This window comes from Lacibacter luteus (assembly GCF_004118265.1).
GTDB lineage: Bacteria > Bacteroidota > Bacteroidia > Chitinophagales > Chitinophagaceae > Lacibacter > Lacibacter luteus.
The window spans coordinates 596,745-612,890 of record NZ_SDHW01000001.1 but is presented as its reverse complement, the minus strand read 5'-3'; the positions used below and the strand labels follow the sequence as shown (position 1 = coordinate 612,890).

Below are 16,146 nucleotides of genomic sequence, written 5' to 3'. Positions count from 1 at the left end.
ACATGAAAAAAGCCCTCTTTTTATCCGTAGTAGTTGCCGCAGTATTGATTGGCTCAGTAAACGAAGCATCAGCTCAAATGAAGCGTAAACTCGACCGTAGAGAAAACCGTTTCGATCGTCGTGAAGATGTAAGAGACCGTAAAGAAGATATCCGTGACCGCCGTGAAGATGTAAAAGATCGTCGTGAAGACATCCGTGACCGTCGTGAAGATGTGCGTGATGCAAAACACGATGGTGGAAGAAGAGATCGTATGGAAGATATTCGTGACCGTCGTGAAGATGTAAGAGACCGTAATGAAGACGTACGTGATCGTCGTGAAGATGTGAAAGATCGCAGAGAAGATGTGCGTGATCGTAAGGAAGATCGCAGAGATCGCAGAAATGGAATTATTTAGACATACTATCCCTATGTAAGAGCACTCTTCCCTATATACCCGGGTAACATTTCAACGTGTTACCCTTTTTTATTGTTTGCAGAAAAGCATCATCGTATGACGCCCACGTTTGACGAATTGAATAAACGGTTTTATTAAACAGAGAGACTCCAACGGAGTCGATTTTAGTATTTTGTTTTTTCTATAAGCAGGGTGTTACTGCATTACAAAATCAAATACGGTTTGGTTCAGGATTTGATGAATGCTCCGAAGGAGCTTACTGCTTATAGATCGATAAAATAAAAAGATGTTGGCAGTAGGAACATCCTGATTGGTTTTGCAATTGTGATCAATAAACGTGAGACGTTTATGTGCCGATCAATGAATTCTGTCGCCTCTTATTTCCATTCTGTTCATGAGGTCTTTTTCAAACTCCAGCCATTCCTTCCAGCGGTCACGCACTTTTTTCTTTGGTAAGTAATGTTCGCACAGGGTTATAAATAATGTATAGTGCCCGGCTTCGCTTTCCATAAACATGCGATAGAATTTTCGGAGATATTCATCGTTCAACCCTTCGCTCAACCGTTTAAAACGCTCACAACTGCGGGCCTCAATCAATGCCATCGTTAACAGTTCGTCGAGGAAACGATCATCTACATGCCCACCTTTTTTCTGAAATAACAGCAGCTCGTTTACATAAATATCTTTTCGTTGCTTGCCCAGCTTTAAACCACGTTTCTGCAATTCATTTAATACGGCCCGGAAATGACCCCATTCCTCCGTAACAATTGGTGCCAGTTCGGTTACAAGTTTTTCGTATTGACTGTAACGTTGTATCAGCGATATGCAGGTTGTTGCAGCCTTCTGTTCGCAATAAGCATGATCGGTTAAAATGTCTTCCAGCGAAAGAGGGGCAAGGTCGACCCAACGGGGATCGCTGGGTAATTGCAGGCCGAGTATGTTTTTTACATCAATTGAATCTTCTTGCATACTGCAAAAATAAAGGCTCCCGGATAACCAGGAGCCGCAGGTGTTAAAACTTAAAGTTGAAAGGTGTCAACCACAGGTCAGCTCGACCATTTTTAAAATCAATTGAGTGTTTTTGGTTAGCTGATTTGTAAAGCAAAATGACGGATTAATTCAATGCCAAACAATACCACAAACAGGGTAGAAAATTGAGGAGATGATATGTTGGAGGGTTACTGTTTTTTTTCTTTAATTTCCCGCCTTATAATCTTTCTTATGCGATTGATCCCATTCCTCATTTCATCCGCAGTAACCATTGGCCTTGTTTATACGTTGAACACACGTATTGGTCCGGCTCCGGCTCTCGGAAAGTTTTTAAGTCCGCAACATGGTTTTTGGCAAAACGCCGAACCTGCTGATAAAAACTTTAGTGAAGAACTTCGTTTTCCGCAATTGAGCGGAAATGCAAATGTGTATTTCGATGAGCGGTTGGTTCCGCATGTGGTTGCCGATAACGATGCAGATGCGTATTTCATTCAAGGCTATCTGCATGCAAAATTTCGTTTATGGCAAATGGAATTTTCTACCCATGCAGCAGCAGGGCGCATCAGCGAAATCATCGGCGAGCGTGCTGTTAATTTCGATAAAGAGCAACGACGCATCGGGATGGTATTTGCTGCAGAGAATATGTTGAAGGAAATGGAAGTAAACGAATTCACGAAACTTTCGGTTGATAATTATACCAAAGGGGTGAATGCATACATTGAAACATTAGCAGAGAGTGAATTGCCAATTGAGTATAAAATTCTTGGTTACAGCCCGGAAAAATGGAACAATCTCAAAACTGCTCTCTTCATTAAACAAATGACAAAGACGCTTGCTTTTTCGGTTGATGATCTTCCACTAACTGCATTGCGAAAAGTGTTTAGTGATGACCAGATTGAAATTCTTTATCCGCAATTACAGGATTCGTTAGATCCTATTGTGCCGAAGGGAACAACCTTTGCTCCGCCAGCAGCAACAGCAGTTGCTCCGGTTGGTGCCGATTCGGTTTATCTGCAGAAAAAAGATTCAGCGTTGAAAATGGCGTTGATGGATCAGCCTTCAAAAGATAACGGCAGTAATAACTGGGCGGTTAGTGGTGCCAAAACAAAAAGTGGTGCACCCATTCTTTGTAACGATCCGCATCTTGAATTAAGCTTACCTGCCATCTGGTACGAAATGCAGATCACTACCAATAATATGAATGCATATGGTGTTTCGTTTCCGGGTATTCCAGGTGTGGTAATCGGGTTTAACGACAGCATTGCGTTTGGCTTTACCAATGCAGGAAGAGATGTGCGTGATTTTTACGAGATAAAATTCAAAGACAATACAAAAAAACAATACTGGTTTAATAATGAGTGGAGAGATGCTCCACAACGTATTGAAGAAATTAAGGTAAAAGGAAAGCCGGCAGTGTTTGATACAGTTGCTTATACGGTGTTTGGTCCGGTTACATACGATGAAAGTTTTACCACGCCACTTACAAATAAAAAGGCAATTGCCACACGCTGGATCGCACACGACCCAAGCAATGAACTGTTGATGTGGCATTATCTCGATCGTGCAAAGAATTACGATGATTATTACAATGCCATCAAATACTTTACTGTGCCTGCGCAGAACATGATCTTCGCCAGCAAACGTGGCGATATAGCTATCTGGCAGCAAGGGCATTTTCCTTTGCGCTGGAACAGGCAGGGGCTGTATGTAATGCCGGGGCAGGACAGCAGCTATATGTGGCAGGGCATTATTCCTCCCGATGAAAATCCGCACCAGGTAAATCCGGAAAGAGGTTTTGTAAGCAGTGCCAATCAACGACCTGTTGATGGTACTTATCCGTATTTTATTCCCGGTGGTTATGATGTGTATCGTGGATTGGAAATAAACAGGCGCTTGGCAAAAATGAATGGCATTACCACAACCGATATGCAGCAACTACAAAATGTAAACTATAACCCTTTTGCAGAGGTTGTAACAAAACTGATGAAGAAGTATACGAATGCTTCATCTCTTTCAGCAGATGAAAAACGTTTTTTTGAAATGATACAGCAATGGGATCTGCAGAACAACATCAATTCAAAAGCAGCTACGGTTTTCCAGGTTTGGTTCGATAGTCTGGAAACAAAGATCTGGTACGATGAATTAACACAACAGGATTCGGTTGTGTATGCATGGCCTTATGAAAATACATTAGCCGATGCGTTAACAAGAGATTCTGCGTTTTCATTTATTGATGATATCAACACAACAGCCAAAGAAACCATTTACGATGTATTTGCAGCATCGTTAAAAGCAGCAATACCTGTATTGTTGCAAATGGAAAAAGAAGGGAAGCTGGAATGGGGTGCACATAAAAACACAACCGTATATCATATGCTCAAAGATGCGGTGATGCCGTTTGCACGCAAAGGATTGGCAATTGGAGGAGGTAAACATATCATCAATGCTGCGCAACACAGCCATGGCCCCAGCTGGCGAATGATTGTGGAACTCACCAATGAAACAGATGCGTATGTGGTGTATCCCGGCGGACAAAGCGGTAACCCCGGCAGCAAGTATTACGATCTGTTTATTGATACATGGGCTGCAGGTAAGTATTACAAAGCATGGGTAATGAAGAAAGGTGAGGAGAAGAATGCGAAAGTAAAATGGACAATGACGTTTAAAAAAGTATAATTCGTTTTAGTTGGTCAGGCGACCAACTAGAGCTAAACCTCGACTGAAGAATAAAATAAACAATATGAAATTTTTAGTTGCCTTTATACTCACTGCTCTTTTAAGTTATGCCGCCGGTTTTTATTTGCCCTGGTGGAGTATTGCCATTGTTGCATTTATTGTAGCTGCAGCTGTTCCGCAAAAACCATGGAAAGCATTTGTAAGTGCTTTTCTTGCATTGTTTGTATTATGGGTTGGTCTTGCTTTGTACATCGATATGGAGAACCAACACATTCTTTCCATGAAAATAGCGGAGCTTTTATTTAAATCGCATTCACATGCGTTGATCATGAGTGTTACAGGTTTGGTGGCTGCATTGGTAGCCGGGTTCGCCGCATTGAGCGGGGCTTATCTGAGAGTTGATAAGAAATCTGCTGTATGATTTTCCGCCGCTGAGAAAAAAGAACCCAAAGAAAAACGCAGAGTGATTTCTCTGCGTTAAACCCGATAGCTATCGGGTCCTTTTCTCAGATTCTCTGCGCCAAAGATTGAAACGAAGAATTAGTTTTTTGCTAACAACAGTGCCTTTATTTTCGTGTATCATGCAAACCTTCGCACTGCTGCTTTTCAGCTTATTTACTTCGCTTACTGTTTATGCCGGAAAAATTTCCGGTGTTGTTACCAACAATAAGGGCGAGCCTCTTCCTTATGCATCGATTACTGTTAAAGGAAGTAAAGAAGGTACTTCGGCAAACAGCCAGGGTGTTTATTTTTTACAATTGCCTGCAGGAACGTACACGGTTATTTGTCGGCATGTTGGTTACGAACGGCAGGAGCAATCAATTACAATTACAAACGAAGACATACAACTCAACTTCAGTTTAAAAGAACAATCGGTGAGTTTAAGTGAAGTGGTAGTAAAGGCGGGAGCAGAAGATCCTGCGTATGCCATCATTCGAAAGGCAATCAAAAAGCGAAAAGAATACGTTGCTGAAAACAATCGTTACACCTGCGAAGTGTACAGCAAGGGGACAATGAGTCTGCGTGATTTCCCCAAAAAATTTATGGGTGAAACAGTTGATTTTGAAGATGGTGATTCCAGTAAAAAGAAAATGATCTATCTATCCGAAACTGTTTCAAAGTTATCGGTTGATAAACCCAATAAAGAAAAAACAGAAGTGATCAGCACAAGAGTGAGTGGACAGAAAGATGGTTTTGGTTTTGCAGGTGCCGATTTTCTTTCGTTTTATGAAAACAATGTGCAGATCAGTAATTCGCTTAATCCCCGTGGATTTATTTCACCCATTGCAGAAAACGCTTTACACTATTACAAATACAAATACGAAGGTGCGTTTAGCGAAGAAGGCAAGCTGGTGAGTAAAATTAAAGTAACACCCAAACGTAGTTACGAACCTTGTTTTAGTGGATACATCAATATTGTAGAAGATGAATGGCGAATACATAGTTTACAGTTGCAGTTGGTAAAAGAGAGCCAGATGAATTTTGCTGATACAATGCGTGTTGAACAATTGTACAGGCAAATGGGTGTTAACCATTGGGTGCCGCAAAGCCAGGTATTATATCCTGCAGTTAAGTTTTTTGGGTTTGATGCGTATGGTGTGTTTGCGAATATCTACCGCAACTTCAATACAGAACCTGTGTTTGATAAAAAGTATTTCGGTAATACGGTGTTGAAATACGAACGGGGCAGCAATCAAAAATCAATCAACTATTGGGATAGTATTCGTCCGCTGGCATTAACAAAAGAAGAGCAGATCGATTACATTAAGAAAGACAGCCTGGAGCAGCTTCGGAAAGATCCTGCTTATCTTGATTCTGTTGACAGAGTGAATAACAAGATCAAGTTCGGCAATATTCTGTTCAGTGGTAAAACAATCAATAAACAAACAGCGAAGCTCAGCTTTAGATTACCAAGCATATTGTCGTCGCTGCAGTTTAATACAGTTGAAGGTTTGGTTGCCGATGTTGCAGTAAGCAGCACCAAAACATTTGCAGAACGAAACTATCTTGTTATTACACCGCATATCCGTTACGGTTTCAGTAATCAACGTTTTAATGCATGGCTCAGCACACGTTATGTGTTTGGCGAAAAATATGTTTCATCTGTAAGCATTAGCGGAGGTAAGCGTGTATTTCAGATCAATAACGATAATCCGATCGATCCTTTAGCAAACAGCATTTCAACACTCATCTATAAAAATAATTTTATGAAATTGTATGCTGCCGATTTTGTGCGCATCAATTTTTCAAAGGGTATTGGTGGGGGATTAACTTTGTATGCTAACTTCAACTATCAAAACAGATCGCCTCTGGAAAACACAACAGACTATACCTGGAATAATAAACGTCATCGACCTTATACACCCAATCATCCATCGGAACTTGTTACACAAAACTTTCAACCGCACCAGGCTGCAATTGCAACGCTCGGTGTCAATTTTCGTCCCGGTGCACGTTACATTGAGTTCCCCGACAGAACAGTGAATGCGGGCAACAAATGGCCTGTGTTCAACCTGCAATACACGAAAGGATTAAAGACAGTTTTTGGCAGTGATGTTGATTACGATAAATGGTTATTTGCTGTACGTGATAATCTCAATTTTAAAATGGCAGGCCGTTTTAATTATCGTGCAGAAACCGGTGGGTTTATCAACGCTGCATCTGTTTTCTTACCCGATCTGAAACATATGCCGGGCAACCGTTTGATCCGTTCGTCCGACTTTATGCAGACGTTTCAACTGCCGCAATATTATTTATACAGCAACAGCGAACGTAATTATGCAACGGTTTTTGCTGAACATCATTTCAATGGATTTATTACCAATAAAATTCCAGGACTCAAACAGCTTAACTGGCATTTGGTAAGTGGAGTATCTGCAATGTGGCTACCAAAGAAAACCTATGCCGAGTGGCATGTGGGGTTAGAAAATGTATTTCGCTTTTTCAGAGTTGATGTTGTTACCGGTTATCAGCAGGCATTGAAACCACGTATGGAGCTGCGTATAGGTTCGCTCATTAATATCGGTAGCGCTAATGATGAGTAGATTTGTGTCTGTTCATGGTTCATAGATGAGGCAGCAGACTAATTGTTTTGCTGTTTAGCTTTGGTTTTCTCGAACCTTGCATCTTGGATTTTGCTTCTCCCTTCTTGTTGCAGCTCCTTGTGCCTTTCTGCATTCTTGTTATCTTTGCCCCGCTTTAGAATTTTGCCCAACCTGCAATTGGGGTTCTAATGATTCTGCTTCCTGAGCGAACCGATAGCTATCGGATTGAAGGATAGAAGGGTCTGAAAGCTGTACTGAACGATGTTCATGTGCATCATTTTAAAACTAAAATTCAAACAATGGCAGTATTGCACAACCGCATCTCCCGTAAGGAGTTAAAAGAGCGTATTTTACTCGATCAAACTCCACGCACTACTATTTCCTTTTATTCTTATTTCAAAATTGAAGAGCCTAAAGTTTTTCGTGATAAACTGTATAAAGACTTTACAGCGTTGGGTGTGTTAGGCCGCATCTATCTTGCACAGGAAGGTGTTAATGCGCAGATAAGCATACCCACTGCCAATGTTGATGCATTTCGTACTTATCTCTACGCCATAGAACCATTAAACGGGTTACGTTTGAATATTGCGGTTGATGATGACGGCAAAAGTTTTTATGTATTGGATATTAAAGTAAGAAACAAGATCGTGGCAGATGGTATTGATGATCCGTTGTTTGATATGGCCAACAAAGGCAGGTATGTTAATGCCGAACAGTTCAATGCGCTTACCAACGATCCGGATACAGTGGTAATTGATATGCGAAATCACTACGAGTTTGAAGTAGGTCATTTTGAAAATGCAATTGAAATACCCAGCGATACTTTCAGGGAGCAGCTTCCTATGGCTGCCGATATGATGGATGCAGATAAGAACAAAAATATCATTATGTATTGCACAGGTGGTATCCGTTGCGAAAAGGCAAGTGCATATATGCTGCATAAAGGATTTAAAAATGTGTTTCATCTCGAAGGTGGAATTATTAATTATGTGAACCAGGTAAAAGAGCAGGGGCTCGGCAATAAATTTCATGGAAAGAATTTTGTGTTCGATCAGCGATTGGGCGAACGTGTAACCGAAGAAATAATTTCCTGCTGCCATCAATGCGGTAAACCGGCCGATACACATGTTAACTGTGTAAATGATTCCTGTCACTTACTCTTTATCCAGTGCGATGAGTGCAAAGAGAAGATGGAAGGAACCTGCAGTAAAGAATGCAAAGACTTTATTCACTTGCCGGAAGAGGAGCAAAAGGCCTTACGCAGTGGTATAGATAAGGGACGTAATGTGTTTAATAAAGCAAAATCAAGGCTGAAAGATCTAAAGACAGACTAACAGTTTGCTTACATAACTATGACAAAGCCTGGCTAAGCCGGGCTTTGTTGTATATCTGAAATAGACTAATGATATATCCTTGAAGAAGTTATTACCTGCAATCGATTTCGGAAAGGTCGTGTCCCGGCTTTTTAAACAGCAAAGAGATACTACAGCAAATATCGTAATAATACTACAAGACAGGTTGTTCGGGCGCCCTACATTTGCATCATAGGTGTTTTTCATAGGTTAGCAACGGCCAACTCTTTCCAGGGATGGCCTTTTTTTTTAAAAAGCAATAGTTAAAGGAAAACAAGACCGATATGCACTGTGGTGTCATTGAAGCCTAACGCAAGTCAGTTGTAAATTTCCCCAAAACATTGTAATATAGAGAAGCATTTGTTTGGTTGCCGGCTTATATAAAAAACACAGATTCACCATGAGAAATACAACCCATCACTTCACTGCATCATTTCTGCTTTTAGCTGCCATCAGCTTAATAGCTTGTGCCGGCAAGGACAAGAATGTAAGACCAAGTTTTTCAAAAAATTATTCCGTCGTTATTCAGGATGTAATGGCCACCGCCAAATTTGCCAATGCAGATGTAAAGGTGTTGCCTGTGCAAATTGAAGGAGATAAAAAGCTGAAGGCGAACATAAGCCTAACGCTCTACAATAGCCGTAATTTGCCGGTTACAGAAAAAGGCCTTGATTCACTGGCCAGGAGAGCAATTAAAATTTTTGCCGAACCCATTACCAATCTATCCGATTTTGAAAAGATAAAAGTCTGCTTTAAACAAGAAGAGCAGTTTCCCAAAATCGACCCTGGCAAACGCTGCGAATATATATTCCCTTTGGCCACTTTGGTTGGGCCTTAAGCAATAGGCTTGCTAAGCTGCGTTAAACCAGCCAGACAGTTTACTGAGATCAACATTGCCTCCCGAAAAAATAATGCCTACTCGTTTGCCGGCAAAGAGCTCCTTGTTTTTTAGCAGCGCTGCTAAAGGAACTACTGCACTCGGTTCCACAACTACCTTCATTCGTTCGTAAACCAGGCAAAGTGCTGCAATTATTTCTTCGTCGCTTACGGTGAGAACATCTTTCACATGTTCATGTATTATGGGAAAAGTTTTGTCGCCAAGTTTGGTTAATAAACCATCTGCAATGGTATTTATATAGGGAGCCGGTTCAATTTTTCCGCTGTTGATCGAGAGCACAGCATCGGCTGCGCCTTCAGGCTCGCCTGCATATACAATGCTGTGAGGCGAAAAGTAATATGTGCTTAAAGCCGTACCACTCAACAAGCCACCACCACCAACAGGTGCAATAAGTATGTCGAGTTGTGGTATTTCTTCCAGTAACTCTTTGGCACAGGTTGCCTGCCCGGTAATTACACGTTCATCGTTGTAGGGATGTATAAATTCAGCACCTGTTCTGTCAACAATCTCTTGCAAAGCAGCTTCACGAGCCTGTTGGTTTGGTTCGCAAAATGTAATTTCTGCACCGTAACCTTTCACAGCATTTACTTTTACCCGAGGCGAATTGTTGGGCATAACAATGTAGGCTTTCGTACCTGTTTGCCGGGCAGCAAAGGCAATAGCTTGCGCATGATTGCCCGATGAATGTGTGGCAATGCCATTTGCAAGTTTTGCCTGTGGCAGTGTTAACACGGCATTCATACCGCCACGAATTTTAAATGCGCCTATCTTCTGAAAATTCTCACACTTAAAAAACAAAGAAGCACCTGCAAGCGCATCTATAGTACTGCAGGTAAGCACAGGTGTTTGACGAATGAATGGTTTAATTCTTTCGTGTGCCTGTTCAATTTGTTCTTTTGTGATAGTCATAAACTGTGAGAAGGTATTTTTATTCGTACAGTGTTTTAATCCGCAACAGCTGCAATACAGTCAATTTCAATTCCACAACCATAATTCAGCTGGTTGCAGGGAACAACAATGCGTGCAGGACGATGATCGCCCATTATTTCCGCAAACACCTGGTTAAATACCTGCCAGTTGGCTATGTCTGCAATAAACACGTTTACCTTTAAAATGTGTTGCAGATTACTGCCGCTTGCAAGCAAAATAGTTTCAATGTTTTTCATGCATTGTCTTGTTTCGTCTTCAATACTTGCTGTTTGCGGTTCGCCTTTTTCATTTAATGCTAATTGCCCGCTTACATAAACAGTATTGTTATGAATAACAGCAGGAGAGTAATAGCCTTTCGGAACAGGCATTGTATCGGGATAAATCTTTTTCATGTGTTTATTTTTTCGGATGCAGTTAAATCGTTTTCGTGTAAATCGTTATTTCGTAACGATCCATTTTACACACACGGGCTTCGATACATTGATGCGTTGTTTTGTATCGTCGAGTAAACCTGTTTTTTTATCAATTCTGAAAATTACAATTTCATCACTGTCTCTGTTCGCCACTAATAAAAAATTACCGGTCGGGTCTATGGAAAAATTACGTGGGTGAATGCCAAGTGTTGGTTGAAAGCCTGCGATCTGTAACATACCTGTTTCCTGGTCGATGCTGAAGATGGCAATACTGTTTGCATCGCCCCGGTTGCTTGCATAAAGGAAACGGCCATCGGGTGAAACATGAATATCTGCCGAACCAAAAGCACCAATATAACTTAACGGGTGTGATGAAGTGTTTTGCAAAAGCTCCAGTTGTCCTTCTTTATATTTAAACACACTGATGGTACCTGTTAACTCCTCGATGAGATAGGCAATTTCAAGTTTTGGATGAAAGTCGATATGACGTGGACCGGCTCCTGCATTTACATCGGCATAAGGTTCTTCCATTGCCTGCAATGCGCCGCTGTTTGGGGCAACACTGTAGAGCATCACTTTGTCGGTGCCCAGGTCGGGCACAAGTAAATGCCTGAAATCAGGAGAAAAAACTGTTGCATGTACATGCGATTTTTCCTGGCGGCTTCTGTTTACACTACTGCCTTTTAGTTGAATGATCTGTTTTGGCTGGCTGAGTTGTCCGTCGGATCGAATTTCCATTACTGCAATGGTGCCGCTGCTGTAGTTACCCGCAACAGCAACAGTGCCTTTCTTGTTTACACTGATGTAACATGGATGAGCTCCTGCGCTGGTAACAGTATTTAAAAAAGTTAATGCACCATTTTCTTTATTGAATTTGAATGCACTCACCGTACCCGAATCGTTTTCATTTACAGCAAATACATATTTCTGATCGGGAGATACGGCAAGGTAGGATGGGTTTGTTGTTTTTACCGAACCGTTTGCTGTTGTTTTGCCTGTTTGCACATCAAACTTGTAGGTATAAATGCCTTCACTGCCTGCATTGGTATAAGTGCCGACAAGCAAATGATATTGTTGTGCTTTGAGCGAAAAACAGAGGAGCAAACTTAGAGGCAAAAACAATTTCATGGAAGCTATTTTTTAAAGAATAATAAGCTGCTTAAAGATACAGGTTTAAAAGCTGAGTTGATTGCTATGCAATGCCAAACGAGCAGATAAGAATAACCCGAACGTTAATAGTTATCTGCAAAGTATTGTTTTGTATGGATGGTGCGAATGAGCAGATACAGCAATACACCAACCGGCCCAATCATAAACGTAAAGAAGAAGCAGGGTAGAAGTACCCAGTGTTTAATGCCATGTTTAATTGCATTCTTCTTTATCCAGATGCCGGCCAGCAGATCAAATGCAAGAAAATGAAGCCATGCAGTTGTTACAGCTATACGGTTGGTAAAAAGTTCCATTACGCCATCGAGCGTGTTGAACTTTTCCATATCACTGAACTTAAAGTTCTGTGCAAGCAGCCAGAAATAAGTTAACACAAAAAGTGCAAGAACAATTCCGATCAACGGTTTATCAAACGAAAACCAGAACGGACTGATGACGATAAGAAAAATCCATCCAAGCAACGCAATAATGTTGCTTAGATGGAATATGGTATCGGGCGACATATACAGATTATAGAGTTTGAAGTGCAGTAATAATGCGTTGTTGTGTTTCTTCCTCACTTAAATCTTCTGGCACAAATGGTTCCCCAATAACTTTTTCGTAGAGCTCAATATATCGTTTACTGATGGTGTTTACCCATTCTGCACTCATGTGCGGAACAGTTTGTCCTTCTTTGCCCATAAAGTTATTTTCGATGAGCCATTCACGTACAAACTCCTTGCTTAATTGTTTCTGACGTTCGCCGCTTTGCTGGCGTTCTTCAAAACCATCTGCATAAAAATAACGGGAAGAGTCGGGGGTATGAATTTCATCCATCAGGTAAATGCTGTCGTCGATTTTTCCAAACTCGTATTTCGTATCAACCAAAATCAAACCTTGCTTTGCTGCTATTTCTTTACCTCTTGCAAAAAGTTGTAACGCATAAGCGCTTAACTGTTGCCATTCTGCTTCCGTGCAAATACCCTGGGCAACAATTTCTGTGGGTGAAATGTCCTCATCGTGTCCTGCTTCGGCTTTTGTAGATGGGGTAATGATGGGGGTTGGGAAGTAATCGTTTTCCTTTAATCCATCGGGCATAGCAGCGCCGCAAAGCTCACGTTTGCCGGCAGCATACGTACGCCATGCATGCCCCACAAGGTTACCACGCACAACCATTTCAATTTTAAATGGATTACATCTTTTACCAATACTGGCATTGGGTGCAGGCACGGCCAACAGCCAGTTAGGACAAATATCCGTTGTGGCATTAAGCATGTATGCAGCTATTTGATTTAGTACTTGTCCTTTATAAGGAATAGGCTCAGGTAAAATAACGTCGAACGCAGAAATTCGGTTGCTGGCCACCATTACCAATAAATTTGCGCCAATGCTGTAAACATCACGCACCTTTCCTTTGTAATAATTCGTTTGATCGGGAAATTGATACATATTCATGTGCTAAAGTAAAACGCCCTGAAGTGTTTGCCAAGTTTTAAAAAGAAAAGTGCCAAATGGGTACATAACTGGTGGAAAGAAAATTTTTGTATTAAACTAACAATCTTTATTTTGCTCTTTACATAAACCAAAAACGACTGACTATGCCAAAAAAATTGCGTGCATTGTTATTGCTGTTAGTATCCTGCGTTTACTCCTTCTCATTATTTGCCCAATCTATTTCAATAAAAGGGTCTGTTAAGAGTGCTGCGTCAGGTGAAACGATACCCGCTGTTTCGGTTACCGTTAAAGGAACTTCAACAGGTGTGTATACAAGCGATAAAGGCGAATTTAGCTTAACGGTTCCATCCTTACCTGTTACATTGGTTGTTTCTTCTATCGGTTTCGAAACGAAGGAAGTAACTGTAACATCGGCTTCAGCATCTGTAGATGTTACATTAGCCACTGCCAGCTCACTCGGCCAGGAAATTGTGGTATCTGCAACAAGGGTTGCAACCCGCATTCTTGAATCGCCGGTTTCTATTGAGCGTGTAAGTGCAACTACCATTCAAAATGCGCCGGTTGCTTCTTATTATGATGTAATTACAAACTTTAAAGGTGTAGATGTACTTGCATCATCACTTACATTTAAAACACCAACAACCAGAGGCTTTCTTGGTAGCGGTAATGTACGTTTTAACCAGATCGTTGATGGTATGGATAACCAGGCTCCCGGTTTAAACTTTTCTGTTGGTGGTATTATTGGTTTGTCTGAACTCGATGTAGATAATATGGAATTATTACCCGGTGCATCTTCTGCATTATATGGTCCGGGTGGTATGAATGGTACATTGCTCATCAACAGCAAAAATCCATTTAAATACCAAGGCTTGTCATTCCAGGTGAAGCAGGGGATCATGCATACCGATAACCGTTTCCGTGATTTATCAGGCTATACCAACTGGACACTTCGCTGGGCACAGAAAGTAACAGATCGTTTTGCGTTTAAAATCACATCAGAAATCATCCAGGCAAAAGATTGGGTTGCGGCCGATTACCGTAACTACGATAAAGCAACCGGCTTACCTAAAGGTGGCGATCGTGTTACCGATGCTGCTTATAATGGTATAAATGTTTATGGCGATGAAATTGCACGGGATATCCGGCCGATCATCAACAATTTTGCTGCAATTCCGGGTTACGCTGCAATTATTGCAACCTTACCTGCAACAATGCCTGTATCAAGAACAGGATATACTGAAAAAGAATTGATTGATCCTAATACAGTAAACTTTAAATTAGGCGGATCGTTAAACTATAAAATAAACAGCAACACCGAAGCTATCCTTAGCGGATACTGGGGCACAGGTAATACTGTTTATACAGGTAGCGACCGTTATAGCTTGCAAGACCTGAAAATGGGGCAGGCTAAGTTTGAAATAAACAGTAAGAACTGGTTGGTGCGTGCTTACACCACACAGGAAAACTCGGGTAATTCTTACAACCTTACTGCAACAACTTCTTATTTTAACGAGTTGTGGAAACCAACACAGGTTTGGTTGCCCGAGTATATTGCAGCTTATATGAATGGCCGTGTTTCCGGTGGATTAAACGATCAGCAGGCGCATATTGCAGCCCGTGCTTTTGCAGACAGAAACCGTCCGGCTGCCGGAAGTGCACAGTTCAATCAGCAGTTCAACTTTATTAAAGGTGTTCCTATTGGTAAACCAACCGCAGGTGCTCCTTTAGGCGGTGGTCGTTTCCTCGATAAAACCGATTTGTATGCCGCAGAAGGACAATACAACCTTTCTGATGTAACAAAAGGTTTTGCTGATGTACTTGTTGGTGCTAACTACAAACGCTACGTATTAAATTCTCAAGGTACTTTGTTTGCAGACAGTACCGGCCCGATTGGTATTAATGAGTTTGGCGCTTTCTTACAAATAGCAAAAGAGTTGTTTAAAGAAAAAGTTCGTTTAACAGTGAGCGGCCGTTACGATAAGAACCAAAATTTTGCCGGTCGTTTTACACCACGTGCAACAGCACTTATTCGTTTATCGCCAAACAACAATCTGCGTTTGTCTTACCAAACAGCTTACCGGTTCCCAAGTACACAAATGCAATGGATCAACTTGTTTGTGGGTAACGATTACCAGCTGATTGGCGGTGTTCCTGCCTTCAGATCGTTCTATAACCTTAACGGCAGCCCGGTTTATGCAATTCAAAACGATGTGGTTACTACAAATAAGGTAACGGTTGTTGATTTAAAACCCGAATCCGTAACATCGTTTGAAGCAGGTTACAAAGGTTTAATAGCAAACAAACTATTGATTGATGTGTACGGTTATTATGGTCAATACCAGGACTTCCTTACACGTCGTCTTGTTTTCCAGACTGCAACAAACCGTAAGTTCTCTATTCCTTACAACACAGAAAATAAAGTGAAGAGTTTTGGTTACGGTATCAGCCTCGATTACCGTTTGCCTGCAAACTTTTTGGTTGGTGTTAACTTTGCCAGCGATGAGTTGACAGATGTTCCTGCAGGATTCCAGGCAGGTTTCAATACACCGAAATATAAGACCAACGTAAAAGTTTCGAACACTGGTTTTGGTGCAAGAAAAGCATATGCATTCAGCATTGTTTATAAATGGATGAGCAGTTACCGTTTTGAAAGCGATTTCATTAATGGTGAAGTTCCTCAGATCAATACACTTGATGCGCAGGTAAGCTACAAATTGCCATCAAACAAATACATTTTCAAATTAGGCGGCAGCAATATTCTTAACCAATATTATGTACAGGCTCCCGGCAATCCTGCAATTGGTGCATTGTACTATGTAAGTATCGGTTATAACATTTATTAATTAA

13 protein-coding genes are annotated in these 16,146 nt (G+C 41.2%); 7 read left to right on the top strand and 6 right to left on the bottom strand.

Going from position 1 to position 16,146, the window contains the following annotated elements:
- Positions 1-2: 2 nt before the first annotated feature.
- Positions 3-395, top strand: coding sequence for a hypothetical protein (locus tag ESA94_RS02205; protein ID WP_129129222.1), 393 nt, complete (start codon positions 3-5; stop codon positions 393-395).
- Between the two features lie 357 nt (positions 396-752).
- Here ESA94_RS02205 and miaE read toward each other — a convergent pair whose 3' ends face one another.
- Positions 753-1,364: a tRNA-(ms[2]io[6]A)-hydroxylase gene (miaE, locus tag ESA94_RS02200; RefSeq protein ID WP_129129221.1), complete on the bottom strand. Its 612-nt coding sequence runs from the start codon at positions 1,362-1,364 to the stop codon at positions 753-755.
- 252 nt (positions 1,365-1,616) lie between these two features.
- On the opposite strand from miaE, the gene ESA94_RS02195 reads away from it, so the two are divergent.
- The 5 genes from ESA94_RS02195 to ESA94_RS02175 all read left to right on the top strand — a co-directional run bounded on the left by ESA94_RS02195 (position 1,617) and on the right by ESA94_RS02175 (position 9,295).
- Positions 1,617-4,061 (top strand): penicillin acylase family protein, encoded by a 2,445-nt coding sequence (locus ESA94_RS02195; RefSeq protein WP_129129220.1) that lies wholly within the window; start codon positions 1,617-1,619, stop codon positions 4,059-4,061.
- A 64-nt stretch (positions 4,062-4,125) separates the two neighbouring features.
- A complete protein-coding gene (locus tag ESA94_RS02190) occupies positions 4,126-4,482 on the top strand; it encodes a hypothetical protein (protein WP_129129219.1) in 357 nt (118 codons plus the stop codon).
- 160 nt (positions 4,483-4,642) lie between these two features.
- Positions 4,643-7,105: a DUF5686 and carboxypeptidase regulatory-like domain-containing protein gene (locus ESA94_RS02185; protein ID WP_129129218.1), complete on the top strand. Its 2,463-nt coding sequence runs from the start codon at positions 4,643-4,645 to the stop codon at positions 7,103-7,105.
- Positions 7,106-7,404: 299 nt separating this feature from the next.
- On the top strand, positions 7,405-8,439 hold the full coding sequence (trhO, locus tag ESA94_RS02180; protein ID WP_129129217.1) for an oxygen-dependent tRNA uridine(34) hydroxylase TrhO: 1,035 nt from the start codon (positions 7,405-7,407) through the stop codon (positions 8,437-8,439).
- Between the two features lie 418 nt (positions 8,440-8,857).
- Positions 8,858-9,295, top strand: coding sequence for a hypothetical protein (locus ESA94_RS02175; protein WP_129129216.1), 438 nt, complete (start codon positions 8,858-8,860; stop codon positions 9,293-9,295).
- 12 nt (positions 9,296-9,307) lie between these two features.
- On the opposite strand, the gene ESA94_RS02170 is transcribed toward ESA94_RS02175, so the two are convergent.
- The 5 genes from ESA94_RS02170 to ESA94_RS02150 all read right to left on the bottom strand — a co-directional run bounded on the left by ESA94_RS02170 (position 9,308) and on the right by ESA94_RS02150 (position 13,299).
- A complete protein-coding gene (locus tag ESA94_RS02170; protein ID WP_129129215.1) occupies positions 9,308-10,264 on the bottom strand; it encodes a pyridoxal-phosphate dependent enzyme in 957 nt (318 codons plus the stop codon).
- Positions 10,265-10,299: 35 nt separating this feature from the next.
- A complete protein-coding gene (locus ESA94_RS02165) occupies positions 10,300-10,677 on the bottom strand; it encodes a RidA family protein (protein WP_129129214.1) in 378 nt (125 codons plus the stop codon).
- Between the two features lie 45 nt (positions 10,678-10,722).
- Complete coding sequence (locus ESA94_RS02160) at positions 10,723-11,826, bottom strand: lactonase family protein (protein ID WP_129129213.1); 1,104 nt, start codon at positions 11,824-11,826, stop codon at positions 10,723-10,725.
- Positions 11,827-11,930: 104 nt separating this feature from the next.
- The gene (locus ESA94_RS02155) at positions 11,931-12,368 is read right to left on the bottom strand and encodes an ABA4-like family protein (protein ID WP_129129212.1); all 438 of its coding nucleotides are present in this window, start codon (positions 12,366-12,368) and stop codon (positions 11,931-11,933) included.
- Between the two features lie 7 nt (positions 12,369-12,375).
- On the bottom strand, positions 12,376-13,299 hold the full coding sequence (locus tag ESA94_RS02150; protein ID WP_129129211.1) for a phosphoribosylaminoimidazolesuccinocarboxamide synthase: 924 nt from the start codon (positions 13,297-13,299) through the stop codon (positions 12,376-12,378).
- Positions 13,300-13,442: 143 nt separating this feature from the next.
- Here ESA94_RS02150 and ESA94_RS02145 point away from each other — a divergent pair, with 143 nt between their 5' ends.
- Complete coding sequence (locus tag ESA94_RS02145) at positions 13,443-16,142, top strand: TonB-dependent receptor (RefSeq protein ID WP_129129210.1); 2,700 nt, start codon at positions 13,443-13,445, stop codon at positions 16,140-16,142.
- The last annotated feature ends 4 nt before the right edge of the window (positions 16,143-16,146 follow it).